Genomic DNA, 255 nt, shown 5'->3' with positions numbered 1-255 from the left:
CACCTTGTGGTGTCCCCATATCTGTTTTAACATAAAAGTCTTGGTCTAAAATACCCGATTTGAGGAAGTTCCAAATTAATTTTAGAACGATTTTGTCTTGTATATAGTATTCCAGATAATTTCGTAACTTTTGATGATTAATTGTATCGAAATAATTCTTTAAATCACAATCTACCGCAATACGATAACCTTCCTCATAATATTGTTGTACTTGTTCAATTGCTTGATGGGCGTTTCGACCTTTTCGAAAGCCAT

At 32.9% G+C, this 255-nt stretch carries 1 protein-coding gene; it reads right to left on the bottom strand.

Going from position 1 to position 255, the window contains the following annotated elements:
• Positions 1 to 255 (bottom strand): reverse transcriptase domain-containing protein (locus ACYQ4S_RS12810; RefSeq protein WP_459771565.1); only part of this gene is annotated, 255 nt, incomplete at both ends.

Source organism: Alkalibacterium sp. s-m-28, assembly GCF_054658175.1.
This window is presented reverse-complemented; position numbering and strand designations above follow the sequence as displayed.